General features: G+C 66.5%; 23 protein-coding genes. 9 read left to right on the plus strand and 14 right to left on the minus strand.

The genetic code is table 11. The features are described 5' to 3' along the window. Positions 1–20: 20 nt before the first annotated feature. On the minus strand, positions 21–773 hold the full coding sequence (locus tag BTJ49_RS04520) for a pteridine reductase (protein WP_113064186.1): 753 nt from the start codon (positions 771–773) through the stop codon (positions 21–23). A 60-nt stretch (positions 774–833) separates the two neighbouring features. On the opposite strand from BTJ49_RS04520, the gene BTJ49_RS04525 reads away from it, so the two are divergent. From BTJ49_RS04525 to BTJ49_RS04545, 5 genes are all read left to right on the plus strand, one after another. Then, positions 834–2,129: a mechanosensitive ion channel domain-containing protein gene (locus BTJ49_RS04525; protein WP_113064187.1), complete on the plus strand. Its 1,296-nt coding sequence runs from the start codon at positions 834–836 to the stop codon at positions 2,127–2,129. 36 nt (positions 2,130–2,165) lie between these two features. After that, positions 2,166–3,023 (plus strand): DUF6159 family protein, encoded by an 858-nt coding sequence (locus BTJ49_RS04530; protein ID WP_113064188.1) that lies wholly within the window; start codon positions 2,166–2,168, stop codon positions 3,021–3,023. A 6-nt stretch (positions 3,024–3,029) separates the two neighbouring features. Then, positions 3,030–3,428, plus strand: a complete 399-nt coding sequence (locus BTJ49_RS04535) for a hypothetical protein (RefSeq protein WP_113064189.1) — start codon at positions 3,030–3,032, stop codon at positions 3,426–3,428. Positions 3,429–3,612: 184 nt separating this feature from the next. After that, complete coding sequence (locus tag BTJ49_RS04540; RefSeq protein ID WP_113064190.1) at positions 3,613–5,766, plus strand: TonB-dependent receptor; 2,154 nt, start codon at positions 3,613–3,615, stop codon at positions 5,764–5,766. 192 nt (positions 5,767–5,958) lie between these two features. Continuing rightward, on the plus strand, positions 5,959–7,152 hold the full coding sequence (locus BTJ49_RS04545) for an SAM-dependent methyltransferase (protein WP_113064546.1): 1,194 nt from the start codon (positions 5,959–5,961) through the stop codon (positions 7,150–7,152). A 27-nt stretch (positions 7,153–7,179) separates the two neighbouring features. On the opposite strand, the gene BTJ49_RS04550 is transcribed toward BTJ49_RS04545, so the two are convergent. The 7 genes from BTJ49_RS04550 to BTJ49_RS04580 form a co-directional block, all read right to left on the minus strand. Continuing rightward, positions 7,180–8,412 (minus strand): multifunctional CCA addition/repair protein, encoded by a 1,233-nt coding sequence (locus tag BTJ49_RS04550; RefSeq protein WP_113064547.1) that lies wholly within the window; start codon positions 8,410–8,412, stop codon positions 7,180–7,182. Positions 8,413–8,452: 40 nt separating this feature from the next. Next, a complete protein-coding gene (locus BTJ49_RS04555) occupies positions 8,453–9,478 on the minus strand; it encodes a complex I NDUFA9 subunit family protein (protein ID WP_343125516.1) in 1,026 nt (341 codons plus the stop codon). Beyond that, positions 9,436–11,502 carry a transglycosylase SLT domain-containing protein gene (locus BTJ49_RS04560; protein WP_113064191.1) on the minus strand — a complete coding sequence of 689 codons (2,067 nt, stop codon included), beginning with the start codon at positions 11,500–11,502 and terminating at the stop codon, positions 9,436–9,438. The genes BTJ49_RS04555 and BTJ49_RS04560 overlap by 43 nt, the downstream gene beginning before the upstream one ends. Before the next feature lie 29 nt (positions 11,503–11,531). Beyond that, positions 11,532–12,296, minus strand: coding sequence for an endonuclease/exonuclease/phosphatase family protein (locus BTJ49_RS04565; protein WP_113064549.1), 765 nt, complete (start codon positions 12,294–12,296; stop codon positions 11,532–11,534). A gap of 76 nt (positions 12,297–12,372) precedes the next feature. Then, positions 12,373–13,017: a thiol:disulfide interchange protein DsbA/DsbL gene (locus BTJ49_RS04570; protein WP_113064192.1), complete on the minus strand. Its 645-nt coding sequence runs from the start codon at positions 13,015–13,017 to the stop codon at positions 12,373–12,375. Positions 13,018–13,053: 36 nt separating this feature from the next. Continuing rightward, positions 13,054–13,950, minus strand: coding sequence for a thiol:disulfide interchange protein DsbA/DsbL (locus tag BTJ49_RS04575; RefSeq protein WP_113064193.1), 897 nt, complete (start codon positions 13,948–13,950; stop codon positions 13,054–13,056). Positions 13,951–14,062: 112 nt separating this feature from the next. Continuing rightward, a complete protein-coding gene (locus BTJ49_RS04580; protein WP_113064194.1) occupies positions 14,063–14,797 on the minus strand; it encodes a c-type cytochrome in 735 nt (244 codons plus the stop codon). Between the two features lie 123 nt (positions 14,798–14,920). Here BTJ49_RS04580 and yihA point away from each other — a divergent pair, with 123 nt between their 5' ends. Beyond that, complete coding sequence (gene yihA / locus BTJ49_RS04585) at positions 14,921–15,544, plus strand: ribosome biogenesis GTP-binding protein YihA/YsxC (protein ID WP_113064195.1); 624 nt, start codon at positions 14,921–14,923, stop codon at positions 15,542–15,544. Here yihA and BTJ49_RS04590 read toward each other — a convergent pair. Further along, positions 15,541–16,047, minus strand: coding sequence for a GAF domain-containing protein (locus BTJ49_RS04590; RefSeq protein WP_113064196.1), 507 nt, complete (start codon positions 16,045–16,047; stop codon positions 15,541–15,543). The genes yihA and BTJ49_RS04590 overlap by 4 nt on opposite strands. Positions 16,048–16,139: 92 nt before the next feature. Between BTJ49_RS04590 and bioD the strand changes: the two genes are divergently transcribed. Together bioD and dcp are read left to right on the plus strand one after the other, a co-directional pair. Further along, entirely contained in the window at positions 16,140–16,847 is a 708-nt protein-coding gene (bioD, locus tag BTJ49_RS04595) for a dethiobiotin synthase (protein ID WP_113064550.1), read from the plus strand. A 133-nt stretch (positions 16,848–16,980) separates the two neighbouring features. Next, the gene (dcp, locus tag BTJ49_RS04600) at positions 16,981–19,161 is read left to right on the plus strand and encodes a peptidyl-dipeptidase Dcp (protein WP_113064551.1); all 2,181 of its coding nucleotides are present in this window, start codon (positions 16,981–16,983) and stop codon (positions 19,159–19,161) included. 76 nt (positions 19,162–19,237) lie between these two features. On the opposite strand, the gene BTJ49_RS04605 is transcribed toward dcp, so the two are convergent. The 5 genes from BTJ49_RS04605 to trxA all read right to left on the minus strand — a co-directional run bounded on the left by BTJ49_RS04605 (position 19,238) and on the right by trxA (position 24,196). After that, the gene (locus tag BTJ49_RS04605; RefSeq protein WP_113064197.1) at positions 19,238–20,605 is read right to left on the minus strand and encodes a glutamate--cysteine ligase; all 1,368 of its coding nucleotides are present in this window, start codon (positions 20,603–20,605) and stop codon (positions 19,238–19,240) included. A 72-nt stretch (positions 20,606–20,677) separates the two neighbouring features. Further along, positions 20,678–21,175, minus strand: a complete 498-nt coding sequence (gene msrB / locus BTJ49_RS04610) for a peptide-methionine (R)-S-oxide reductase MsrB (protein WP_206098368.1) — start codon at positions 21,173–21,175, stop codon at positions 20,678–20,680. A gap of 85 nt (positions 21,176–21,260) precedes the next feature. Continuing rightward, positions 21,261–21,842 carry a TIGR00730 family Rossman fold protein gene (locus tag BTJ49_RS04615; RefSeq protein WP_113064199.1) on the minus strand — a complete coding sequence of 194 codons (582 nt, stop codon included), beginning with the start codon at positions 21,840–21,842 and terminating at the stop codon, positions 21,261–21,263. Between the two features lie 117 nt (positions 21,843–21,959). After that, a complete protein-coding gene (gene rho, locus BTJ49_RS04620) occupies positions 21,960–23,702 on the minus strand; it encodes a transcription termination factor Rho (RefSeq protein WP_113064200.1) in 1,743 nt (580 codons plus the stop codon). Between the two features lie 167 nt (positions 23,703–23,869). Beyond that, entirely contained in the window at positions 23,870–24,196 is a 327-nt protein-coding gene (trxA, locus tag BTJ49_RS04625) for a thioredoxin (protein ID WP_113064201.1), read from the minus strand. A gap of 357 nt (positions 24,197–24,553) precedes the next feature. Here trxA and BTJ49_RS04630 point away from each other — a divergent pair, with 357 nt between their 5' ends. Further along, positions 24,554–26,332 (plus strand): DEAD/DEAH box helicase, encoded by a 1,779-nt coding sequence (locus BTJ49_RS04630; RefSeq protein ID WP_113064202.1) that lies wholly within the window; start codon positions 24,554–24,556, stop codon positions 26,330–26,332. Positions 26,333–26,413: the final 81 nt, after the last annotated feature.

Here is a 26,413-nt window from a genome sequence, read left to right on the forward strand (position 1 = left end):
ATGTCCGATTCGGCGGAGGGTCACGCCCAGTGCGCGTCGCGTCCACCGTCGACGCGCAGAATCTGGCCGGTCACGAATCCGGCGTCCATCAGCAGCCAGCGCACGCTTTCGGCGATTTCCTCGACGCGGCCGATGCGGCCGAGCGGCGTGTGGGCGAGCATGGCTTCGCGCGCAGCCGGATCGTTTTCGTCCTCGGGCCACAGGATCGCGCCCGGCGCGACGGCGTTGACGCGCACGTCCGGGCCGAGTGTCGTGGCCATGCCTCGGGTCAGGGCTTCCAGCGCGGCCTTGGAGGCGGCATAGGCCAGCAGGTCGGGGCGCGGTCGTGCGGCGTGCAGGTCGGTGAGGTTGACGATGGCGCCGCACCGCTCGCGCAGCGCTGGCGCGGCGGCCTGGCACAGCAGGAACGGCGCGCGAGCATTGACCGCGAACAGCGTGTCCCACTGCGCTGCCGTGGTGTCTTCCAGGGGCGAGGCAAAGAAGGCCGAGGCATTGTTGACCAGTGCGTCGAGCCGGTGGAAGCGCTGCATGGCGGCGTCGACCAGCGTCTTCGCGGCCTGTGCCTCGGCGAGGTCGGCGGCGACGGCGTGCACGGAGTCCGCGCGCGCCGCCTGCAGATCCGCGCACAGCGTCCGCATGGCGTCGTCCGAGTTGCGATAGTGCAGCAGCAGATCGTATCCGGCGGCATGCAGGTGCCGTGCGATGCCGGCGCCGATGCGGCGAGCGGCGCCGGTGATCAGGGCGACGGGGCGGGAATCGTCATGGGTCTGCATTGGATGTGCGCACCTGTGTGGCTATGCTCTTGCCTTTATCCGCAAGTGTCCCGCTTTTCGATGGAACAGATCAAAGACTGGCTCGATTCGCCGTTCGCGCTGACCGTGTGGTATTCCCTCGGCCTGGTCCTGTTGGCGTGGCTGACCAACATCGTCACCCGCCGCGTGCTGCTGCGGCTGGTGCGCGCGGTGACGCGGCGCACGGTCTGGCACTGGGACGATGAAATGGTCGATGCCGGCGTGTTCAAGCGCCTGGCCCAGGTCGTGCCGATGCTGGTGATCCAGTTCGGCATCAAGCTTGTACCGAACGTGCCGGACAATTGGGACGCCGGCATCCAGCGACTGGCGCTGGCGATGACCGCGGTCTACGGTTTCCTCGCGCTCAGCGCCGCGTTCAACGCGCTGGAGGCGCTCTACCAGAAGACGCCGCATGGGCGCATGCGCTCGATCAAGGGCTATGTGCAGCTGGTCAAGATCATGCTGTTCGTGGTCGGTGCGATCATCATCATCGCGACGCTGGTCGGTCGCTCGCCGCTGCTGCTGCTGTCCGGACTGGGCGCGATTTCGGCGGTGCTGCTGTTGGTGTTCAAGGACACCATCCTCAGCCTCGTCGCCAGCGTGCAGATCGCCACCAACGACATGCTTCGCGTGGGCGATTGGATATCCATGCCGCAGTTCAACGCCGACGGCGACGTCATCGACATCGCCTTGCACACGGTGAAGGTGCAGAACTGGGACAAGACCATCACCACCATTCCCACCTGGCGGTTGATCTCCGATTCGTTCCAGAACTGGCGTGGTATGCAGGACGCCGGTGCGCGGCGCATCAAACGGGCGATCTATCTGGATGCCGGTAGCGCGCGGTTCCTCCGCGACGACGAGAAAAAGCACCTGTGCCGTTTCCGCCTGCTCAAGGACTACCTGCAAAGGAAGCAGGACGAGCTGGCTGAATGGAACAGCGCGCTGGGCGATCCGGGCAACGTGCCGGTCAACCAGCGGCGTCTGACCAATCTCGGCACGTTCCGCGCCTATGCGCTGGCCTACTTGCAGGCGCATCCGCACATCAATCACGAGTTGACCTGCATGGTGCGCGTGCTCGATCCGACGCCTGCGGGCATCCCGGTGGAGGTGTATTGCTTCACCAACACCACGGCCTGGGTCGAGTACGAGGGCATCCAGGGCGACATCTTCGATCACCTGATGGCGATCCTTCCCGAGTTCGGCCTGGCGCTGTTCCAGCAGCCCACGGGCCGCGACATGCGTGCCGGTCTCGGGCGCATGGGCGAGGATGGCGGTTCGGGCGACACGCATGCACGACTGGATTCGCCTCCGCGCGATGCGCACAATGGCGGGTAGACAAGTACGTAGCGCGGGATGCGCGGGGGAGGAGTGATGGCTGGACGATTCGCACGCAGCTGGGCGCTGGCCAAGGCCAGTGCCGGCATGCTCAATCGGGAGCGCCGTCTGTTGGTGTTTCCATTGCTTTCGGGGCTGTGCTGTCTGTTGGTGCTGGCAAGCTTCGCCGCGCCGGTCTTCGCCGCGTTCGAGGCGCATTCCGGCAGCGCGCCGGTGCAATCGATGCAGCATTCGAGCGGGTTCTACATCGGCCTGTTCGTGTTCTACGTCGTGCAATACAGCGTGATCTTCTTCTTCAATACCGCGCTGGTGGGCTCGGCGATGGCCTGCATGAACGGCGAGCGTCCGAGCGTCGGCGACGGGCTGCGTCTGGCCGCCTCGAAGTGGCCGCAGATTCTCGGTTACGCGCTGATCGCCTCCACCGTGGGCATGGTGCTGCGCATGCTGCAGGAACGGCTGGGGCTGATCGGCCGCCTGTTGATCGGTCTGGTCGGACTGGCCTGGACCGTGGCGACCTTCCTGGTGGTGCCGGTGCTGGCGGCGACCGATGTCGGGCCGTATGAAGCGGTCAAGCGCAGCACGCAGCTGCTCAAGCAGACCTGGGGCGAGAACATCATCGGCAACGCCGGAATCAGCGTGGTGTTTTCGCTGGGCTTCATGCTGATCGTGGTAGCGCTATTCGCCGGCATCACGTTCAGCGTCTCGCTGCATGCGGCGGTGCTGATCCCCGTGCTGGCCGTGCTCGGCGTGCTGGCCTTCATCGCGCTGGCGCTGATCCAGTCGGCCTTGCAGGGCATCTACGCTGCCGCCCTGTACCGCTACGCCGAATACGGCGATGCCGGCAACGGTTTCGATCAGGCGCTGCTGGATCAGGCGTTTCGCAGCAAGCGTTGATCGTTCGTGAGTGCGTGGCGCCGTCAGGCGCTGATCGAGCTTCCAGAGTTGCGGGTCTGCATCGAGCAGGCCCGCACGCCGATGGCGCTCTGGATCGAGCTGAAGCTTGCTTTCGATGAGGCCGTTCGGCGTAAGGATGCGTCATCAATACGGCGGACTCTGCGTTTCGCTGACTGGTGCTGTTCGGACCGTTCGGGCCGTTTGCCCAACGATGCGTCGACGGCAGCTGTATGCGCTTTCTACGAACACCTTCCCGATGACCGGACATGCTGGCATCGATTCAGTGAATGGTTCTTTCCGCACGAATTCGAGCGTCTGCTGCCGATATTCGCCTTTCATCTTTCGGCACCGGACCTCGAGATATTGAAGAGCGCCTATGCGCAAGGACGCGACCAGCTCGTGTGAGGCGTGACTTGCCGAAAATCTTTGGTCTGGCCGAACGCGGTCATACCTCTTCTTGTGACGCCGCGTCGATGTGAGCGGGGCAACCATGACTTTCGGGCCATGGGGGTTTGCCGACCGTGAATGTAACATTATAACATTACAGTTCAATGCTCCCTCTCACCGCTTGTCCGGAATATCTGTCCCGATGAAGAAAACCACGCTTGCCCTGGGTCTTGCCCTGGCCCTGTCCGCTCCGTCCGTGTTCGCCGCCACGCAGCCGGTCGCTCCCCAGCCGGCTCCGGACGCCAACCACGGCCAGACGCAGAAGAAGGCCGTCGACCTGAATGCCGTCGAGGTCAGCACGACGCTGGACCAGTCGCGCAATGCCCTGTCGCCGGAAACCGGAAGCAGCCAGTACGTGATGACGCAGCACGCGATCCAGAAGCTGCCGTTGGGCGACGCGACGCCGGTCAATCAGGTGCTGCTGCAGGCGCCGGGCGTGGTCAAGGATTCCTATGGCGGGCTGCACGTGCGCGGCGACCACGGCAACCTGCAGTACCGCATCAACGGCGTGATCATTCCCGAGTCGATCTCCGGATTCGGACAGACGCTGGACACGCGCATCATCCATACCGTGAAGCTGCTCGACGGCGCGCTGCCGGCGCAGTACGGCGAGCGCACCGCGGCGGTGGTCGACATCACCACCAAGAACGGCCACTCGCTGGGCAATGGCGGCAGCGTTGGCGTCACCGGCGGTTCGTTCGGCACCATCAACCCGAACGCGTCGGTGTGGGGTTCGAGCGGCCGCTGGAGCTTCTTCGGCACCGCCAACTACCTGCAGAGCGATGTCGGCATCGAGAATCCGACCTCCAGCCGCAAGCCGATCCACGATCACACCAACCAGGTGAAGGGCTTCGGTGACTTGAGCTACCTGGTCAACGACCACACTCGCGTCAGCTTCATGTTCGGCGTGACCAACAACCGGTTCCAGATCCCCAACAATCCCGATCAGCAGCCGGCGTTCCAGTACATGAATCAGACCGCGTTCAATTCGGCGGATCTGAACGAACGCCAGAACGAGACCACGCGCTTCGGCGTGCTGTCCCTGCAGGGGCAGCTGGGCAAGACCGACTATCAGGTGTCGCTGGGCCAGCGCTACAGCAGCCTGGACTTCATGCCGGACAGGATCGGCGACCTGATGTTCAACGGCGTCAGCTCGGCCATCGACCGCAGCAACCGCGCCAGCACGCTGCAGGCCGACTTCTCCACGCCGCTCAATGACACCAACACGCTGCGCTATGGCCTCTACGGCAGTTTCGAGCGTGCACTGAGTACCAACAACGCCTACGTGTTCCCGGCCGACGCGAACGGCAACCAGACCAGCACCACGCCCATCAACATCTTCGACGGCAACCGCATCATCGCCAAGACCTGGGCCGCCTACGTGCAGGACGAATGGAGCATCGGCGACAAGTGGACCGTGAACTACGGTCTGCGCGGCGACAAGTACCAGGCCTTCCGCACCGAGAGCCAGCTCAGCCCGCGTCTGGGCGTGGTCTATCAGGCCACCGACAACACCACGGTCCACGCCGGCTACGCCCGCTACTTCACGCCGCCGGCGACCGAGCTGATCAGCACCGACAACATCGCCAAGTTCGCCGGCACGACCAATGCGCTGGATGGCGCCAACGGTAACGACACGCCGTTGTCGCAGCGTTCGGACTACTTCGACCTGGGCGTGCAACAGAACATCGGCAACAACCTGACGCTGGGTCTGGACGCCTACTACCGCAAGGTCCGCCGCCTGCAGGACGAAGGCCAGTTCGGCGCCGCGTTGGTGTATTCGACGTTCAACTACGCCAAGGGCCGCGTCCATGGCGTGGAGTTCACCGCCAACTATGCGTCGGGTCCGCTGTCGGCGTACTTCAACCTGGCGCTGAGTCGTGCCATGGGCGAGCGCGTCATCACCAGCCAGTACAACTTCGCGCCCGAAGACCTGGCCTACGTCGCCGATCACTACATCCATCTGGACCACGATCAGAAGCTGGCCTCGTCCGGCGGTGTCAGCTACGACTTCGGCGATGCCACTTCGGTCGGTGCGAACTACATCCTCGGCAGCGGCCTGCGCAAGGACGGCAGCGTGCCGAACGGCGCCTCGCTGCCGTACTACTTCCAGCTGAACCTGAGCGTGTCGCACGACTTCACCTTCGCCGACACAGGCAAACTGCACACACAGCTGGCCGTCATCAATGCACTCGACCGCACCTACGAGCTGCGTGACGGCAGTGGCATCGGCGTCGGTGCGCCGCAATTCGGTCCCCGTCGCGGTCTGTACCTGACCGTGCAGAAGCATTTCTGATCACCGTCCCCGCGGTTTGCGCGCCGCGTCCGGCCATCGTGCCGGGCGCGGTCTGCGCCCGGGAATCAGAACAGTAGAAATCGACCGGACGGGACCTTCGTTCTGCTCGGCGGGCGTTCGTCTCGGCCGTGTCCGCCGCTCGGACTTCCCGCATCGGCTATCCTTGCGGCGATGAATCCGAACGCCGTATCCATGCATCCCCACCTGCCCGAACCCGACGACGAAGAACGCGCCCACGCCGAACGGCTGGCCGAACACCTGCGCGAGGAAATCGCCACGCAGGGACCGATGCCGTTCTCGCGCTTCATGGAGCGCTGCCTGTATGCGCCGGGACTGGGCTACTACAGTGCCGGCAAGCCGAAATTCGGCGCGGCCGGCGATTTCGTCACTGCGCCCGAGCTGGGCGATTTGTTTGCGCAGTGCGTTGCGCACACGCTGGCACCGGCGCTGCGCGAGCTCGGTCCGCAGGCCGAGATGATCGAGCTGGGCGGCGGCAGTGGTGCATTCGCCGAGGCCGCGATCAAGGCGCTCGACGCCGCCGGCGCGATGCCCTACCGCTATCGCATCCTCGAGCCGAGCGCGGATCTGCGCGAACGGCAGGGCGAACGGCTGCGCGCGGCGCTGCCGCCGAAGCTGCATGCGCGCGTGGCCTGGCTGGAGCGGCCGCCGGAACAGGCATGGCGCGGCGTGCTGTTCGCCAACGAAGTCATCGATGCGCTGCCTGCCACGCGCTTCACCCTGCATGAGGGCGAGGTGTTCGAGGAGCACGTCGAGGCCGACGAGGCGGGCCGCTTCCAGCGCAGTGCGCGTCCGGCCGATCCGCTGGTGGCCGGCGCCGTGCGTCATCTCGAACGCGCGCTGGGCGGACGTTTCGCCGAGGGCTACCGTTCCGAGCTGCTGCCGCAGTTGCCGTACTGGATGCAGGCTGTTGCCGGCACGCTGGAGGCCGGGTTGATGCTGTTCGTCGATTACGGCTATCCGCGCGCCGAGTACTACCATTCCGAGCGCACCGACGGCACGCTGCGCGCGTTCTACCGCCAACGCATGCATGCCGATGTGCTGCGTTATCCGGGGTTGCAGGATCTGACCGCGTCGGTCGATTTCACCGCGCTGGCCGAGGCCGGCGTGCAGGCTGGCTTCGAGATGGCGGCGTATCTGCCGCAGGCGCAGTTTCTGATCGCCAGCGGCTTGCAGGAGGCGTTCCAGGCCGCGCACGCGCAGGCCGCCGACGAGCAGACCCGCTACGCGCTGGCGCAGGAGGTCAAGCATCTGACCCTGCCGGGCGAGATGGGCGAGCGCTTCCAGGTGATGCTGTTCACGCGCGGTCTGCAGGCCGACGTACTGCCCGAGGACGTGCGTCTGGCGGACCGTTCGCAGCGGCTGTAGGCGCGTCCGATACCTCCGCGCGCGGCGTCATGCCGTTGCGGGTTTCTCCACTTCGGCGATGGCGCGCGTGCGGGCACGCTGCATGGCTTCGCCGATGGCTGGCCCTTGCAGCCCCTGTTCGATGAACGGTGCGGCCGTGACCGTGACCGCCGCCGCGCGCGCCGCACGCAGGAAATCGGCCTGCGGATAGGCGTCGTCGGCATGGCCGGTGCGGCCGCGGGCGTCGGCTTCGCAGGCCGTCAGGAACGTCTCCAGGCGCTGCGGGCGGCGCAGGGCATCGAGCTTGTCCAGCAGGCCGAGTACGGTCTTCGGTTTCAGCTGCAGCGCGCGGTGCGCGTGCAGATGCTCGCGGCAGACCAGCAGTCCGAGGTCGCGGTAGTCGGTTGGCAGCTTCAGGCGCTTGGCCAGCGCGCGCACAGGTTCGGTGCCGCGTTGTTCGTGCATGATGTGGCGCGGCCATTCGGCTTCCGGCGTGCGCGCCTTGCCAAGATCGTGGACCAGGGCGCAGAAGCCGACCAGGTCGTCACCGGGCGCCAGCCGTGCGGCCATGTCGACGACCAGTTCGACGTGCACGCCGGTGTCGATTTCCGGATGGTATTCGGCGCGCTGCGGTACCCCGTACAGCGCGTCGATCTCGGGAAACAGCACGCGCAGCGCGCCAGCCTGGCGCAACACCTGCAGAAATGCCGATGGCTGCGGCTCGCGCAGCGCCTTGCGGGTCTCGGCCCAGACACGTTCGGGCACCAGGTGGTCGATCTCGCCATCGGCGGTCATGCGCTGCATCAGCGCCATGGTTTCCCTGGCGACGCGAAAGCCCAACGGTGCGTAGCGCGCGGCGAAGCGGGCCACGCGCAGCACGCGCACCGGGTCCTCGGCGAACGCCGGCGAGACGTGACGCAAAACGCGCGCTTCGAGATCGGCCGCGCCGCCGAAGGGATCGACCAGCGCGCCGTCGGCGTCCTCGGCCATGGCGTTGATGGTGAGGTCGCGGCGGATCAGGTCCTGTTCCAGTGTCACCGTCGGTTCGGCGTGGAAGGTGAAGCCATGGTAGCCGCGGCCGCTCTTGCGTTCGGTGCGCGCGAGCGCGTATTCCTCACCGCTCTCGGGATGCAGGAACACCGGGAAATCGCTGCCGACCGGCTTGTAGCCGGCTTCGATCAGTTCTTCGGGGCGTGCGCCCACGACCACATAGTCGCGATCGGCGACGGGGCGTTGGAGCAGCTTGTCGCGGACCGCGCCGCCGACCAGATAGATGCGCATGTCGGCATTGTGCCATGCGCGCGATGCGCGCAAGCGACGGTCAGCGCGGCTGCCGGCGCATGCGGTCGAGCTGGCGTTGCCGTCCTGCGTCGGCGACCAGGATCGGCAGCAGGGTCGCGAAATGATGCGGCTTGATGCCCAGTTCTTTCAGGCCGTCGCGTTTGCCGACCGAGGCCGTGCGCAGCGACTTGAAGTTGTCCAGCGTGAAGGGCTTGCCCGGCAGCAGGCCCAGTACGCGTGCCTGCAGGCGTCCCAGCGTGTCCGGCAATCCGACCACGGCCCGGCGCAGACCGGCCGCGTCGCGGATCATGCGCACGATCTGTTCCAGCGTGTAGGTCTCCGGACCGTACAGTTCGAAGGTGCGTCGGCTGCTCAGCGTGTCGTCGGCCACGCAGCGGGCGATGGCTTCGGCGACATCGCCGGCGAAGACCGGCGCCATTAGCGCGTCCGGCCGAGCCAGCGGCATCACCGGCGCCATGCGCAGCAGGGCATGGAAGCGCGAGATCAGACCATCGCCGAGACCGTAGATCACGCTCGGCTGGTAGAGGGTCCAGTCCAGCGCCGAGGCTTTCACGATGGCCTCGGCTTCGCCACGCGACTTCAGGTAATTCGACAGTCCCTGGCCGGCCTTCAGCGAACTCATCTGATGCAGGCGAGGCACGCCGCCATCGCCGCAGGCCTCGATGACGGTGCGGGTCAGCGCGACATGGACGTCGCCGAAGCGCTGGTGGCGCGTCTCGTTGAGAATGCCGACCAGATTGATCACGGCATCGGCATCCCGGAAATGCTCGGTGAGCACGCCGCGCTCGTGGACCGAGGCGCTGCGCACGCGCACATTGGGCAGCACTTCCAGTGCGCGGTGCTGCTCGCGGTTGCGTGAAAGCAGGGTCAGTCGATGACCGTCCGCCGCCAGCCGGGGCACCAGATAGCGGCCGACGAAACCGGTCGCACCGAGCAGAACGAGAGTCTTGGTCTTCATGTAGGCCGAATTGTGCTTGATCGCGCGACGGTCGCCTACCCTGTTCAGGGCTTGGCGGCTGCGGAAGCCGTCTGCGTGCTCGGACACTGCACGGCTTCACGTGGCGTGCTCGCGGTGGGTGGCATGTACGGCTTGCCGAAGCGCGGCATGCGTTGCGCCAGCGGGACGATGCGTTGATGCAGACGCCAGTCGTAGAGCACGCTGAAGGCCATCACGCTGGCCACGTAGTCACGTGTCTCGTGAAAAGGCATGGTGGCGACGAACATGTCCGGTGGCAGGTCGCCGCGTGCGGAGAGCCATTTGTCGACCTGCTTGGGTCCTGCGTTGTAGGCCGCGCTGGCCAGCCATGGGGCACCACCGTAGCGTGCCGCCATCTTCGCCAGATAGTGTGTGCCCAGGGCGATGTTGAGCTTGGGATCGAACAGATCCGTGGCGCCGCCATAGGGAAGTTTCAGGCGCTTGGCGAGCTCCCGCGCGGTGCTCGGGAGCAACTGCATGAGGCCATAGGCGCTGGCGCCAGAGTGGGCGTCGGTCACCCAGGCGCTCTCGGCTCGGATCAGGGCGTAGGCCCAGGCTGGATCGATGCCGGCATCCTCGGCCTGTTCGCTGACGCGGTACCGGCGCGCCAGGGGGAAGCGCTGGTTGTACAGCTTGATTGCGTGGCCGCTGCTGAAGGTGAAGATTGCGCGGTCATACCAGCCGCGCTGGTAGGCCAGCATCGCCGCCTGTCGACGGGTGGCGGCGCTGGCGCCGCGCAGGGCGTGCACCCATTCGCGGCGCGCCAGCTTGGGCTGGTTCACGGCATACAGTTCAAAGGCGCGGTCCAGTCCGGGGTTGGCGAGGAGGGCCGTTTCGTCGAGCGGTGCATCGGTCGCGTGCGCTGGGCAGATCGTGTACGGCTCGTGCAGGCGGTCCGCGGCGAGAAAGCCGAAATACGTGGTCTGACCCGCCAGTTCGGCGTAGGCCTTGTGGGCGGCATGCTTGTAGCCCATCGCACTCAGCGCGCGGGCGTGGAAGTAGCGCCACTCGTTGTCGTGTTGTTGCACGGCCGGCATGGCCGCGTAGGCATCGAGCACGCCTTGCCAGTCGCGCCGGGCCAGCGCCACGCGCAACCGCCAACCGCGCGTGGCGTCGCTTTGCGCGTCGGCCGGCAGGGCCCGTAGGCGCTGGATCGCGTCGTGGGTGAAGTCCGTGGCGCGGAACAGCGCCATGTCGTGTTCGATATCGCGGCGCTGGGATTTGGTGAAGTGCAGCTGGCGGCGAAGTTTTGGCCACAGTGCGTCGGCCTGGTCGCTGCTTTTGCGCGTCAAATGGCGCATGGCGATGGTGGCGGCCTGGCGGTTGCGGGTGTCGTCCGGCCAGTGCACGGCGTCGGCGGCGGCGCGCGCGGGATCGCGCAGCGCCAGCGCCAGGTGCTGGGCGTGACGGGCGTCGCGTCCGTGCAGCCAGCGCCCCAGCGAAGCCACGGTGCCGCCGCGCCCGGCGTCGACGGCGCGATCGATGCGCTGCCAAAGACGCTTGCGGGTCAGCAGTTTGTGGTCGTGCGCCCAGCTCAGGATCGGATCGCAGTCGGCGGGCAGGGAGGCGTGCTTCCACAGGCCGGCGAGATCGCGGTCGAACGTCAGTGCGTGGCCGGCGGCCAGCCGGCCCTGAAGGTGATCGCAGGTCAGCGTCGCGCCGAGTCCGGGGCGATACAGCGCGTTGAAGCCGGTCCAGTCCCGACGGCGCGCCAGTTCATGCAGAAAATCGCGACGCAAGTCATGCGCCGGAAGCATGTTCGGCCAAGCCTGCAGATACGCCTCGACCTGCTTGCGGGTGACGGTACGAAGCTGGCTTTCCAGCGCCGCTGCCTGCAGGTATGGATACAACGGGTAGTGCTTGAGTGAGGTCGCCTGTTTCTTCCAGGCCGGGTCGCCGCGTTCGGCGCTGGCGTAGGCCTGGATGAAGGCGGCGCGCTGCGCCTGGCGGGACGAGGCGGGTGTCGTGTTCTTCGCGGCGTGCTGGGCCGCGGCATGAGCGGCCAGCGTCGGCAGCCCGCAACTTGCCAGCAGGGCCAGTGCGCGGAGCCCCCTTCGCGCGATATTCGGTGCGTTCGACAGCAACAATTCCATGGGCAGAATGCTTCCGTTGGCGGAGCCGGTCAGTGCATGGCCAGCTCCATGGGCAGTTCGATCTCCGCGGCGAGCGGAAGGTGGTCGGAGAAGGCGTCCGGGAGCGTCCATTGACGGCGCAGACGCAGGTCCGGAGACAGCAGAATGTGATCGATGGCGCGGCGCGGGCGCCAGCTCGGGAACGTCGGCGCGGCATCGGTGGGCGGTTGCAGCGACGTGCGCGCGAACAGGCGGCGCATCTCGCTGCTGTCCGGGTCGGTGTTGAGATCTCCCATCAGGATCACGTGTGGATGAGAGCCTAGCAATTCGGCGATGAATGCCAGCTGCCGCTCGCGTGCCTGTGGCCCCAGCGAAAGGTGGGCCACGACCACGGCCAGCGCGTCCTCGCCTTCGCCGAATCGCGCCAGTAGCGCGCCGCGTCCGCGTCCGGGCAGCGGATAGTCGACGACCTGCGTGGGTTCGAGCCGGCTGATCAGGCCATTGGCCGAATGTGCCAGGCGCGCCATCTGCCGGTTCGGTTGATGACTCCAGAACGGCATGCCGGACGACTCCGCCAGGTAGCGGGTCTGGTTGCGGAAGCCCGAGCGCAGACTGCCGGCATCGGTTTCCTGCAGGCCGATGAGGTCGAACTTCGGAAGAATGCGCGCGAGACTGTCGAGGTTGTCCTGCTTGGCGCGCGTCGGCAGCACGCTGGCCCAGCTGCGGGTCACGTACTGGCGATAGCGCTGCACGCTGGCGCCAGCCAGGATGTTGCAGCTGAGCACGCGAAGGGTTCGGGATGTGGAGCCGGTCATGGCGCCAAGGTAGCGGTCCGCGAAGGACATCGGCAAGCGGCGCGTGGTCGCGCCGCCGCCGTGTTCAGGAATGGATTCAGGAGCCTTTCTTCAGTTCGCGCTGGACCAGCCAGTGGGTCAGCTTCAGCAACTGGTCGTAGCTCTTGATGTGGTTGCTGCGGTATTTGCCGTCCACCACGATGGTCGGCGTGCCGTCGACGCCCCAGTCCCGGATCAGCGCGTTGCCGCGAGCGATGGCCATGTCGGTCTGCTTGGAATTGGCGGCCTGCAGGAACTTCGCCTTGTCGACGCCCTGACGGGCATAGAAATCGGCCAATTCGTCGAGCGTGTTGATCGGGTAGCGTTCCTCGAACTTTTCCTTGAACAGTTCCAGGTGCGTCTGCTTGAGCACGCCAAGCTGCTTCGCGGCGTAGTAGGCGCGGGCGTACGGTTCCCAGGCCGGGCTGAACGAGGCCGGCAGCAGTTTGAACTGCACGCCCTTGGGCAGCGACTTGCGCAGCTTTTCGGCATCCGGTGCGAAATGCGCGCAGTGCACGCAACCGTAGGAGAACACCTCGACCACTTCGACCTTGCCGCTGCTCGACAGCCGCTTCGGTTGCTGGATGGTCACGTACTCGTTGCCGTTGGTGAACGACGCGGCCTGGACCGAGCCGTCATCCTTGGCCGAGCAGGCGCTGGCCAGGGTGATGCCAAGCACGAGCAGGGCGATGCGTTTGATCATGGTGTTCTCCGTGAAAAGTCCTGCAAGGGTTCCGGTTCAGTGGCCGGAGGCTTCCTTGGCGGCCAGCCACTTGGCCAGCTCGATGGCCTGCGGTCCGCCGCCGGCGCTGCGGAAGTCGAAGCGGTACTTGCCGTCGACGACAAAGGTCGGCGTACTAGGGACACCGTAGGCCTTCAGCAGTTCATCGGCACGCTTCATCTTGGTGTTGATGCTGAACGACTTGGCCACGCCCAGGAACTGCTTTTCGTTCACGCCGTAGTGCTTGGCGAAGAACTTGGCGAAGGCGTCGATGCCGGGCCATTCGTCGCGCGATTTCGGACGGCCCGTCGAGAGGTCATAGGTGGCCAGTTCGCCGCTCTTCCAGGCGGCGTCGAAGACGGCATCGTAGCTCTTGCGGGCCACGCCCAGTGCCTGCGCGGTGTAGAAGGCACGCTGATAGACGACCCAGTTCTCATCCGGGCGGAACGCGGCCGGCAGGTACACCATGGTGGCGTAGTCGGGCAGCGATTTGCGCATGCTGTCGACCAGCGGGTGTGCGGCGTTGCAGGCCGGGCAACCCCAGGAAAAGATCTCGACGACCTCGACCTTGTTGGTGGAGGTGACCTTGGGCTGGGCCGGGCTGATCACGAAGTAGTTCTTGCCGGCCACCCATTTGCCGGTGTCCTTGAAGTCGACCTTGGAGGGATCGATGGCCGGCGCGGTGGACGCGCTGTCGCTGCCGGTGTCGTCGCCGCTGGACGGAGCGGCAGCGCTGTCGCTGGCGGCCGGCGTCGCGCTGGACGACATGGCGGGACTCGCAGCCGGGGCGCTGGCGGGCGCGCTCGGTGCGGCGGCCGGCGTCGGCGCGGAAGCGGCCTTGTCGGCGTCGCTGGAGTGGGAGCCGCAGGCGGCCAGGAACAGGGAACAGATCAGGATCGGCAGTGCTTTGCGCATCGGGACTCTCCGTGGAAGAACGGCTCCCGAGCCGATGCCGGTGTCACGTTTCAGGACGGGAGCCTGTGCCCCGCCATGCAGCGGGGCGGGGTGGCTTTGCCGCGAGCGTGCCTTACGGCGCGGCGCTCTCGGCCTTGCTGTCAGCGGCGGTGTGCAGACCTTCCAGGTAGCTGGAGACGGCCGCGATATCCTGCGTGGTCAGGCGCTTGGCGATGGCGGGCATGATCTTGGAATGATCGTCGCTGCCCCACACTGTGCCGTCGTGCCAGGCCGTCAGCGTCTTCTGCAAATACTGCGCATGCTGACCGGCCAGCTGCGGGTAGACCGCGCCCGGATTGCCGCGGCCGTCGGGGCCATGGCAGGCCATGCAGGCCGGGATGCCGCGGCTGGCGTCGCCTTCGCGGTACAGCTTGCCACCGGCCTCGGCCAGCTTCTCGTCGGCCACGCCCGGACGCGAGCGCTTGGTCATGAAGTAGGCGCCGACGTCGTCCATGTCCTGCTCCGACAGCTGCGAAGCGAAGCCCAGCATGATCGGATTCTGGCGCTTGCCGCTCTTGAAGTTGTGCAGCTGGCGCGAGATGTATTCTTCGTTCTGGCCGGCCAGCTTGGGGTACTGGGCATCGGATGAGTTGCCGTCCATGCCGTGGCAGGCACCACACACGGCGGCCTTGGCCTGACCCGCTTTCGCGTCGCCCGGCAGCGGACCGGTCGGCTTGGCAGGCGCGGCTGCCGCCATCTGGGCGGACGAGCCTGCCGCTGCCGGAGCGGCTTGCTGAGGGGCACTCTGCGCCATGGCCGCGCCAGCGACCAGGGTGGCGGCCAGAGCCACTACACGCCGAAAACTCATACACTGTCTCCCGAAAGCCCGGTACTGCATTGGGGTTATGACTAAACTTCAGAATTATCCCCGCGCGCAAGGGGCCGGTCAAACGACCGGCATCCGCGCCGGTTCCAGCACAAGGTTTCCCCGATGAGTTCCAATCCGCTACAACGCGCGCGCTTCGCACTGGCCGCGCACAAGGTCACACAGTTACCGGACGACGCCGGCGCCGAAGTGGCCTTCGCCGGCCGCTCCAATGCCGGCAAGTCCAGCGCGCTCAATGCGCTGACCGGCCAGCGTGCGCTGGCGCGCACGTCGAAGACACCCGGACGCACGCAGCAGATGGTGGTGTTCACGCTCGACGAGCACACGCGGTTGGTCGATCTGCCGGGCTACGGTTACGCCAAGGTGCCGGAGTCGCTGCGCGCGCACTGGCGCAAGGAGATCGACGCCTACCTCAATCAGCGAGAAAGCCTGTGCGGCGTGGTGCTGATCGCCGACATCCGTCACGAGCTGAAGGAGTTCGACCGCCAGATGCTGCACTTCTGCAGCGCCAGCGGCCTGCAGTGCCATCTGCTGCTGACCAAGGCGGACAAGCTTTCGCGCGGTCAGGCTGCCGCGGCCGTGGAGCGCGCCCGCACCCTGTGCCGTCGCGAGGGTTGGCCCGCCAGCGTGCAGAGTTTCTCCTCCAGTGCCGGCAGCGGTCTGGAGTCGGCGCGCGGGACCATCATGGAGATGCTGGAAGGGACGCCGGACGCCGAGGCTTCGGCTTAACCGGCTTCGTCGGCCGCGTTCACGGCCGCCATGAACACTGTGCAGAGCTGCTCCATGCCGGCGCGATCGGCGTCGTCGAAGCGGTCCACGTGTGGGCTGTCCACGTCCCACACGCCCAGCAGCGAGCCGTCCGCGCGCACCAGCGGCACGACGATCTCCGACTGCGAGGCGGCGTCGCAGGCGATGTGGTCGGCGAAGGCGTTGACGTCCTCGACGACCTGGGTCTCGCGAGTCTGCGCAGCCGTGCCGCACACGCCGCGTCCGAGCGCGATGCGCACGCAGGCGGTCTGCCCCTGGAACGGGCCGACCACCAGTTCCTCGCCGTCGAAGAAGTAGAAGCCGGCCCAGTTGACCATCGGCAGCGCGTGATACAGCAGTGCGGCGAAATTGGCCGCGTTGGCGATCAGGTCGCGCTCGCCGTGCAGCAGGCCACGGGCCTGGGTGGCCAGTTCGGCGTAGGCGGCGGGCTTGTCGGTGAAGTCGAGCGGCTCGGCTTGGAACATCGGAACGGGCTCCTGGGGACGACGTAGTATCCTCACATGGTGACGAATCCGGTCGCTGCAATGGCGACACTTCCATCTTTAACGTGATCATCATGAATGAAACGCATATCGCGGGTACGCCCGCCGTGCGCGGCGTGTTCATCGCCGGCACCGACACCGAAATCGGCAAGACCCACACCAGCGTGGCCTTGATCCACGCGCTGCGCGGTGCGGGCCTGAAAGTCTGCGGCATGAAGCCGGTCGCCAGCGGCTGCGACGCCACGCCCGACGGGCTGCGCAATGCCGACGCCGTCGCGCTGCAGGCGGCCAGCGATCCGCAGCCCCCGTACGCGCAGGTCAATCCGTTCGCCATGAACGCGCCGGTATCGCCGCACCTGGCCGCGCGCGAGGACGGCGTGACGGTGACGATGGAACCCATCCGTGCGGCCTACGACGCGCTGGCCGCACAATGTGACGTCACCGTGGTCGAGGGCATTGGCGGCTGGATGGTGCCGTTGCGCGACGATCTGCTGGCCTCGGCGATTCCCGAGGCGCTGGAGCTTCCGGTGATCCTGGTCGTCGGACTGCGCCTGGGCGCGCTCAACCACGCCCTGCTCAGCGCGCGTGCGATCCAGGCCGATGGCCGCCGTCTGCTGGGCTGGGTCGGCAATCGCGTCGATCCCGACATGGCCATGGCCGACGCCAACATCGACACGCTGCGCGCGCGGATGCCGGCGCCGTGCCTGGGCGTGCTGGAACACGGGCCGTTGCCGCAGAAGGCCGCCGCGCGCCTGCAGGACGCGGTTGCCGCGCTGCGCTGAATTGACGCTCGCGTGCGGGTGCGGCACTTGGTGCCGGGCGCTCGGCGCAGGTAGAGTGGCCGGTGGTCTATCGTTTTCGGCCCCGGCCGGAATCCAGTTTTCGTCTGCAAGGGATCCATTCGCGATGTACAGCATGCGTACCATCACACTTGCCGCCGCGATCGCCGCCATCGTGGCGGTGACCGGCTGCTCGCAGTCTTCGTCTCCGTCCGACAAGGCGGCCGCCGGCTCGCAGGCCAGCGCACCCGCGCCGACCGGCTCGGCGCCGGCCAAGACGCGCGAGAATCCGCTACTCGCCAAGAGCGACCTGCCGTTCCAGGCGCCGCCGTTCGACAAGATCAAGGACAGCGATTTCGCGCCCGCCTTCGAGCAGGGTATGAAGGAACAGCTGGCCGAAGTGCAGAAGATCGCCGACAACCCGGCCAAGCCGACCTTCGACAACACGCTGGTGGCGATGGAGAAGTCGGGCCAGACCCTGAACCGCGTGCAGATGGACTTCAACGCGCTGTTCTCGGCCAACTCCGACGACGCGCTGAGCAAGGTCAACGAGGACATGGCGCCGAAGCTGGCCGCGCACAGCGATGCGATCTACCTCAACGACAAGCTGTTCCAGCGTATCCAGACGCTTTACAACGAGCGTGACTCGCTCAAACTCGATCCCGAGTCCGAACGTCTGCTGGAGTGGTACTACAACGACTTCGTGCATCACGGCGCCAAGCTGTCCGACGCCGACAAGGTCAAGCTGAAGAGCCTCAATGAGCAGGCTTCCAAGCTCGAGTCGCAGTTCGTCAACAAGCTGCTGGCCGCGACCAAGGCCGGTGCGCTGGTGGTCGACGACAAGTCCAAGCTGGACGGCCTGTCCAAGGGCGAGATCGCCGCGGCCGCACAGGCGGCCAAGGCCCGCGGTCTGACCGGCAAGTGGGTGCTGCCGCTGCAGAACACCACGCAGCAGCCGGCGCTGGCCGAGCTGACCAACCGCGACGTGCGTCACCAGCTGTTCGAGAACAGCTACATGCGCACCGAGAAGGGCGGTCCGAACGACACCCGCAAGACCATCGCCGAACTGGCCAAGGTGCGCGCCGAGAAGGCCAAGCTGCTGGGTTACCCGAACTTCGCGGCATGGAAGCTCGAGGACCAGATGGCAAAGACGCCGGACGCCGTGCTGAAGTTCGTGCGTGCGCTGGTGCCGCCGACCATGGCCAAGGCCCGCCACGAGGCCGGCGAGCTGCAGTCGATGATCGACAAGAGCGGCAAGCACTTCAAGCTGCAGGCCTGGGACTGGGAGTTCTACGCCGAGAAGCTGCGCAAGGCCAAGTACGACCTGGATCAGAATCAGGTCAAGCCGTACTTCGAAGTCGACAACGTGCTCAAGAACGGCGTGTTCTACGCCGCCCACGAGCTGTACGGCCTGACGTTCAAGGAGCGCAAGGACATCCCGGTCTACAACCCGGACGTGAAGGTGTTCGAGGTCTTCGACAAGGACGGCAAGCCGCTGGGCCTGTTCTACGCCGACTACTTCAAGCGCGACAACAAGCAGGGCGGCGCGTGGATGGACAACCTGGTCGGCCAGTCCAAGCTGCTGGGCACCAAGCCGGTCATCTACAACGTGTGCAACTTCACCAAGCCGGCGCCGGGTCAGCCCGCGCTGATCAGCTGGGATGACGTGACCACGATGTTCCACGAGTTCGGCCACGCGCTGCACGGTTTCTTTGCCAGCCAGCAGTATCCGAGCCTGTCCGGCACCAACGTGGCGCGCGACTTCGTCGAGTTCCCGTCGCAGTTCAACGAGCACTGGGCCAGCTATCCGCAGGTGTTCAATCACTACGCCAAGAACTACAAGACCGGCGAGCCGATGCCGAAGGAACTGGTGGCCAAGCTGCACAAGGCGGCCAAGTTCAACCAGGGCTACGCGCTGGGCGAGCTGCTGTCGGCCTCGCTGCTGGACATGAGCTGGCACATGATCCCGGCCGACGCACCGCTGAAGGACGTCGACAAGTTCGAGGCGCAGGCGCTGAAGGATAACCACACGGATCTTTCGTACCTGCCGCCGCGTTACCGCTCCAGCTACTTCATGCACATCTGGGGCAACGGCTACTCGGCTGGTTACTACGCCTACCTGTGGACCGAGATGCTGGACGACGATGCCTACCAGTGGTTCGAGAACCACGGCGGCATGACCCGCGCCAACGGTCAGCGCTTCCGCGACATGATCCTGTCGCGCGGCAACACCGAGGACCTGGGCAAGATGTTCCGCGACTTCTACGGCAAGGACCCCGAAGTGGGCCCGATGCTGAAGGATCGCGGGCTGAAGTAAGCTGCCGCGTCATGCAGTAACGAAAAAGGCCGGCGTCATGCCGGCCTTTTTCATGGGGGCGACGAGGGTGCGTCGCTCAGTAGGCGAATTCGCGGAACACCGGATCGACGCTGCCGTTCCACGGGCCGTGGAACAGCTCCAGTTTGCGCTCGGCCGGAGTCTGGCCGGACTGGGCCAGTTCCAGCAGCGGCTGCAGGAAGATGGTCTCGTCGGCGCCGTGCTCGTTGTGCTGTGCGCGGCGCTTCAGGCCATGGCCCGCGATGTTCAGCGTCTCCAGCGCCAGGTCGCGCACTGTGCCGTTGCGGAACGGCAGCTTCAGCGCCTGCTTGGGCACGCCGTCGCGCAGGGCGTTGCGCTCGGTCATGGTGAAATCCTTGACCAGATCCCAGGCGGCGTCCAGCGCGGTGTCGTCGTAGAGCAATCCGACCCACAGCGCGGGCAGCGCGCACAGGCGGTTCCACGGGCCACCGTCGGCGCCGCGCATTTCCAGGAAGCGCTTCATGCGCACTTCCGGGAAGGTGGTGGTCAGGTGGTCGTCCCAGTCGCGCAGGGTCGGCGTCACGCCCGGCAGTTCCGGTAGCTTACCGGCGAGGAAGTCGCGGAAGCTGCGTCCGGCGACGTCCACCGGCTGGCCGTTCTGCATGGTGAAGTACATCGGCACGTCGAGGATGTAATCGACCCAGCGTTCGTAGCCGAAACCGTCCTCGAACACGAAGTCGAGCATGCCGGTGCGGTCCGGGTCGGTGTCGGTCCACACGTGCGAGCGGTAGCTGAGGTAGCCGTTGGGCTGGCCGTCGGTGAACGGCGAGTCGGCGAACAGCGCGGTGGCTACCGGCTGTAGCGCCAGGGCGACGCGGAACTTCTTCACCATGTCCGCTTCGCTGGAGAAATCCAGATTCACCTGCACGGTGCAGGTGCGCGTCATCATGTCCAGGCCGAGATCGCCGCGTGTGGGCATGTAGCGGCGCATGATCGCGTAGCGGCCCTTGGGCATCCACGGCATCTCTTCGCGCTTCCACTTGGGCTGGAAGCCCATGCCGAGGAAGCCGAGGCCGAGTCCGTCGGCGATCGAACGCACTTCCTCCAGATGGCCGTTCACCTCGCGGCAGGTCTGGTGGATGGTCTCGAGCATGGCGCCGGACAGTTCCAGCTGACCGGCCGGCTCCAGCGTGATCGATGCGCCGTCGCGCGCCAACGCCACGGGTAGTTCGCCCTCGCGGGCGATGTCCCAGCCGTGGCGGGCGGCGATGCCTTCGAGCAGAGCGCGGATGCCCTGTTCGCCCTCGTAGGTCGGCGGTCGCAGATCACTCTGGCGGAAACCGAACTTCTCGTGTTCGGTGCCGATGCGCCAGGCGGCGCGGGGTTTTTCGCCGCTGGCGATGTATTCGGTCAGTTGACGCGGGTCGGTGATCGGCGTGGCCTTGGCGGAACTGGGGATGGACACCGGGAATCCTTGCAAGAACGGTCCGCACCACTGTGGGGGCGACGGCAGCGAATTGAAAGGGGGCGCCCGTGATCAGACTGTTTCGCCGGGACGGAATTGCAGGGCGAGTCCGTTCATGCAGTAGCGCAGACCGGTCGGCGGCGGTCCGTCGCGGAACACGTGGCCCAGGTGACCGCCGCAACGGCGGCAGTGCACCTCGGTGCGCGCCATCAGCAGGCGGGTGTCGCGGTAGGTACCGATGGCATTGGGCAGCGGCTTCCAGAAACTCGGCCAGCCGGTGCCCGAGTCGTACTTGGTCTTGGAGCTGTACAGCGCTAGGGCGCAGCCCGCGCAGTGATAGACACCGGCGCGCTTTTCGTGATCCAGGGGGCTGCTGTAGGGCGGTTCCGTGCCGGCTTCGCGAAGAATGTGGAACTGCGCAGGTGTCAGGCGCTGGCGCCACTGCGCCGGGGTCAGCTTCCAGGCACCGGATGCGGGTGGGCGTTCGGTGGCGTGGCCGTTTCGGCACGCGCTCAGCAGCACTACGGCGCTGCCGGCGCCGGTGGCCATCAGGAATCGGCGTCGTTGCATGGTCGGCCTCCTTGGGGCGTCGTCCATGCATACGGACCGTGTCCGCCGGCAGATGCTTACACGCGGGGATCGATGGCGGGAGCGCTCATTGACGCACGGCGGCGTAGTCGCGTGCGTTCTCGTCCCATGCGGGCGCGTTGAGGATGGCCGGCAGTACCTCCGCCGGCGTGGCCACGCGTTGCCACATCTGCGCGTGCTCGGGATTCATGAAGCGGGCGTCGATGACCTGGCGCATGAACGCATCCAGCGGTGCGTAGAAGTCCAGCGTGTCGAGCAGGATGATCGGGTTGAGATAGATGCCCAGTCGCTTGAGCGTGATGGCCTCGAACAGTTCTTCCAGCGTGCCGCAACCGCCGGGCAGGGCGACGACCGCATCCGAGCCGGTCAGCAGGCGATGCTTGCGCTCGCGCATGTCCTCGACCAGCTGTAGTTCGGTCAGGCCCGGATGTCCCCATTCCAGATCGGCCATGAAGCGCGGCAGCACGCCGGTGACACGGCCGTCGACATCCAGCGCACCGTCGGCCACCGCGCCCATCGAGCCGCGCGAGCCACCGCCGTAGACGATGCTGTGCCCGCTTTCGGCCAGTCGCCGGCCGAGATCACGTGCGGCATCGCGGTAAATCGGGTCGGCGTGGTCGGACGAGGCGCAGTAGACGCAGATGCGCATGACGGATTCCTGCAGGCGGGGTTGCGGGAATTATGCCGCAGCCGACGCGCATGGCGGGCTGGACACGAAAAAGCCGGCGCGGGGCCGGCTCTCTCGCAAAGCATGACGGCGGAGCCGTCAGCGCTTCATGGCGTTGAAGAACTCGTCGTTGGTCTTGGTGTTCTTCATCTTGTCGAGCATGAACTCGATGGCCGCCAGTTCGTCCATCGGATGCAGCAGCTTGCGCAGGATCCAGATCTTCTGCAGCAGGTCCGGCGCGATCAGCAGGTCCTCGCGGCGGGTGCCGGAGCGGTTGATGTCGATGGCCGGGTACACGCGCTTTTCGGAGATGCGGCGGTTCAGGTGCACTTCCATGTTGCCGGTGCCCTTGAACTCCTCGTAGATGACCTCGTCCATCTTGCTGCCGGTGTCGATCAGCGCGGTGGCGATGATGGTCAGGCTGCCGCCTTCCTCGACGTTGCGCGCGGCGCCGAAGAAGCGCTTCGGGCGCTGCAGGGCGTTGGCGTCGACGCCGCCGGTGAGCACCTTGCCGGAGCTGGGCACGACAGTGTTGTAGGCGCGCGCCAGACGGGTGATGGAATCGAGCAGGATGACCACGTCCTTCTTGTGCTCGACCAGGCGCTTGGCACGTTCGATCACCATCTCGGCGACCTGCACGTGGCGCACGGCCGGCTCGTCGAAGGTCGAGCTGATGACCTCGGCGCGCACGGTGCGCTGCATTTCGGTCACTTCTTCCGGGCGCTCGTCGATCAGCAGGATGATGACGTGGGCGTCGGGGTGGTTGGTGGTGATCGCCTGGGCCACGTTCTGCAGCATCATCGTCTTGCCGGCCTTGGGCTGGGAGACGAGCAGGCCGCGCTGGCCGCGACCGATCGGTGCGATCAGGTCGATGATGCGGCCGGTGATGTCCTCGGTCGAACCGTTGCCGCGCTCCAGGTGGAACGCCGTGCGCGGGAACAGCGGGGTCAGGTTCTCGAACAGGATCTTGTTCTTGGAGGCCTCCGGCGGATCACCGTTGATGGTCTCCACGCGCAGCATCGCGAAGTAGCGCTCGCCTTCCTTCGGCGGACGCACGCGGCCGGTGATGTAGTCGCCGGTGCGCAGGTTGAAGCGACGGATCTGGCTGGGGCTGACGTAGATGTCGTCGGGGCCGGCCAGGTAGGACTCGTCGGCCGAGCGCATGAAGCCGAAGCCGTCCTGCAGGATCTCCAGCACGCCCTCGGCCCAGATCCCGCCGCCGGAGCGGGCATGAGCCTTGAGGATGTTGAAGATGACGTCCTGGCGACGGGCGCGGGCGACGCCTTCGTGGGCGCCCAGTTCGTCAGCCGTTTTCAGCAGCTCGATGGCGTTCTTGCGCTTGAGCTCGGTCAGGTTGATGACGCGGTCGTCGCTGCCGGCGTCGTGGTTCTCGTCATCGTCCATCGGCAGGCCGGCGTGACCGCCACGCGCGTTGCCGCGGTTGCCACCGCCGCCACCGCCACCGCCACCACGGTCGTTGCGACGACGACGGCCGCGACGCTCGTTATTGCTGTTGCTGCGGTTGTTGCGCGATTTGTTGCGGCTCTCGCCGCCCTGCTGCGACGACGACTTGCCCTGATTCTCGCCGTCACTGCCGGAGGACGACTTGTCGCCGCCATCGCTGCTGCCGGACGCCGGAGCGGGCGCAGGTGCGCTGGGAGCGGGTGCCGGTGCCGGTGCCGGAGCGGGCGTCGGCGCCGGGGCGGGCGCGTCGCTGGCTGGCTTCGCGGCCTTGTCGGCGGCCTTGGCGCGCGTGCGCTTGGGCTTGGCCGGCTTCTCGGCTGCCGGGGAATCGGCCGGACGCGGGGTCTCGGGGCTGGACTTGGTATCGGTATCGGACACGAACGGACCTCGCAGGGCGCCGTGGAAAAAAGGAGGGATCGGGGATCTTTCGGATGCGAGGGCACGAACGGCCCGTCGTCAGGATTGGCAATCTAGCACTGCGAGCGGTTGGTCGCAATCATCCGGCCGCGCGGCGTCTTGCGCCGCAGCGGCCGGGTGCGGTGCGCTCAGAGCAGGCCGTCGACCATCTGCGTGATGCGGCCCTTCGGCACGGCGCCGACCTGGGTCGCTTCGACCTTGCCGCCCTTGAACACCATCATGGTCGGCACGCCGCGCACGTTGTAGTTCACGGCGGTCTTCTGGTTCTGGTCGATATCGACCTTCACGATCTTGACGCGGCCCTGGTAGTCCTTGGCCACTTCGTCGAGGATCGGCGCGATGGCCTTGCACGGGCCGCACCAGGGGGCCCAGAAATCGACCAGGACGGGGATGTCCGAATTCAGGACCTCGGTCTCGAATTCGCTTTCATTGATGTGGGTGATCAGATCGCTCACTGCGGATCTCTCCGTGGTTACGGGTGGGGTCGCGCCGGGGCCTGCGCACGCGGCGTTCGGCATCGGCTACACTATGTCACCCACAGATGGCGGGTGGGGCTGGATAAATCAAGCGGACGGCCGTTGCGGCTGACGCTCATTCCAGCGCAACTCGGGACGGGATTCAAGCCGACGCGAAGACAGTCGGCGGTCGCGCCCCGGCTCCCGGATTCGCCCGAGAACAGGCGCGCAGGCACGCGCCGGCCGAGCGCTCGGGCGCCGGATGGCCCCCGCACCGACCCCTTTTCACGGCCGCGCCGACGCACGGCGCGCCGCACAACGCCGCGGGCCCGTGGCTCGCAGGCTGGACCAGGATTTATGGCTGAACACGTACTCACCGACACTTTCTTCGAAAATCTCGACCTGCATCCGACCCTGCAGCAAGGTATTCATGCCAGCGGCTTCGTCCGCTGTACGCCGATCCAGTCGCTGACCCTGCCGGTCGCGTTGAAAGGCCGCGATGTCGCCGGCCAGGCGCAGACCGGCACCGGCAAGACCTGCGCGTTCCTGGTGGCGATGATGAATCGCCTGCTGACCCGGTCAGCCATGGCCGACCGCAAGGACAGCGACCCGCGCGCCCTGGTCATCGCGCCGACCCGTGAACTGGCGATCCAGATCGAGAAGGACGCCCGCGCCATCGGTCGTGATACCGGCCTGCGCATCGCCCTGATCTACGGCGGCGTCGACTATGACAAGCAGCGCCAGCAACTGCGCGATGGTTGCGACATCATCATCGCCACGCCCGGCCGTCTGCTCGACTACTACAAGCAGCACGTGTTCACGCTGAACTCGGTCGAGGTCATGGTGATCGACGAGGCCGACCGCATGTTCGACCTCGGCTTCATCAAGGACGTGCGCTACATCTTCCGCCGCCTGCCGGGGCGCGACGAGCGCCAGGTGCTGCTGTTCTCGGCCACACTCAGCCACCGTGTGCTGGAGCTGGCCTACGAGCACATGAACGAGGCCGAGAAGCTGGTGGTGGAGACCGACAATGTCACCGCCGACAAGGTCCGCCAGGTGGTGTACTTCCCGGCCAAGGAAGAGAAGATGCCGCTGCTGCTGAATCTGTTGGCGCAGCACAAGCCCGAGCGCAGCATCGTGTTCGCCAACACCAAGGCCGCCGTCGAACGCATCAAGGAGCGCCTGCGCAAGCAGGGCTACAGCGTCGGCGCACTGTCCGGCGATGTGCCGCAGGTCAAGCGTCAGAAGTTGCTGCAGCGCTTCAAGGACAGCCAGATCGATACGCTGGTGGCCACCGATGTGGCCGCCCGCGGTCTGCACATCCCGCACGTCAGCCACGTGTTCAACTACGACCTTCCGCAGGACGCCGAGGACTACGTGCACCGTATCGGCCGCACCGCGCGCCTGGGCGCCGAGGGCGATGCCATCAGCTTTGCCTGCGACCTGTACGCCATGGGCCTGCCCGACATCGAGGCCTACATCGAGCAGAAGATTCCGGTCGAGTCCATCGATCCGGCCATGCTGAAGATGCCGCGCCCGTTGCCGCAGGCGGCGAATGCCGCGCAGGACAAGGACGAGGACGCGAGCGAGGGCGCTGAAGAGAGCGGCACCGAGGGCGCATCGACGGCATCCGCGCAGGGTTCTGCCGAGGGCGCGCCGCGCAAGCGCCGTCGCCGACGTCGCGGCAAGAAGCCGGCATCCGGTGAGGCCGGCAACGCTTCGTCTGCGAATGCGCCGCAGAAGGCTTCCAGCAGCGAGGCCACTTCGGCCTCCGCGTCGTCCTCGAACAACGAGGCTTCGTCCGCACAGAGCAGCGACAAGCCGGTGACCGAAGAGGCTGGCGACAAACCGCGTCGCCGCCGCCGCCGTGGCGGCCGCGGTCGGGGCCGTGGCGGCGAGCCTGCGCAGGACCGCAACCATGCGGCGGCTCAGGGCGGCAAGCGCAAGCAGACTGACGCGGACAACCGTTCCTCGCGCGGCGATTCGCGCCGTCGCGGCGGGAGCGAAGTCGACAAGGCCGGCAACAGTGCGAAGTCGGGAGGAAGCCGTCAGGTGCATGCCGAGCCGGCGTCGTCCGGCGAGTCCAAGCCGAAGAAGAAGGTGGGCTTCTTCCGCCGTCTGTTCGGCGGTCGCTGATTCGCTTCGAAGCCTTTTGAACGCGGGCGTGGTGCGCATCGGCATGAACGATTCGCGCACCGCGTCTATGGCAACGCGGCG

The sequence above is a fragment of the Oleiagrimonas sp. MCCC 1A03011 genome (assembly GCF_003267965.1).
GTDB classification, from domain to species: Bacteria; Pseudomonadota; Gammaproteobacteria; order Xanthomonadales; family Rhodanobacteraceae; genus Oleiagrimonas; species Oleiagrimonas citrea.